The organism is Pseudoalteromonas sp. T1lg76 (assembly GCF_002964725.1).
Classification (GTDB): Bacteria; Pseudomonadota; Gammaproteobacteria; order Enterobacterales; family Alteromonadaceae; genus Pseudoalteromonas.
Genome location: NZ_PQCE01000105.1, coordinates 1 through 328, shown reverse-complemented (window position 1 = coordinate 328; position 328 = coordinate 1). Strand labels below are relative to the sequence as shown.

Annotated in this window: 3 tRNA genes; all 3 read left to right on the top strand. The window is 47.3% G+C overall.

Annotation, left to right across the window (positions count from 1 at the left end):
- The first annotated feature begins 3 nt into the window (after positions 1–3).
- The 3 genes from C2M35_RS15415 (at position 4) to C2M35_RS15405 (ending at position 327) form a co-directional block, all read left to right on the top strand.
- A tRNA-Gln gene (locus C2M35_RS15415) sits at positions 4–78 on the top strand.
- Position 79: 1 nt separating this feature from the next.
- A tRNA-Met gene (locus tag C2M35_RS15410) sits at positions 80–156 on the top strand.
- A gap of 86 nt (positions 157–242) precedes the next feature.
- Positions 243–327: transfer RNA gene (locus C2M35_RS15405), tRNA-Leu, on the top strand.
- The last annotated feature ends 1 nt before the right edge of the window (position 328 follow it).

The following is a 328-nucleotide window of genomic DNA, read 5'->3' as shown; positions in this document are numbered from 1 at the left end:
AGTTGGAGTATCGCCAAGCGGTAAGGCAGCGGGTTTTGATCCCGCCATTCCCAGGTTCAAATCCTGGTACTCCAGCCATGGCTACGTAGCTCAGTTGGTTAGAGCACATCACTCATAATGATGGGGTCCCCTGTTCAAATCAGGGCGTAGCCACCATTTTCTTGCTACCAATAAGAAAATGGTATAAAACACAAAATGTGGAAGATGCAGGATTTTGATTCCTTCTCTGTACACATAAAAATGCGGGAGTGGCGGAATTGGTAGACGCGCTGGATTTAGGTTCCAGTATCTTCGGATGTGTGAGTTCAAGTCTCACCTTCCGCACCAT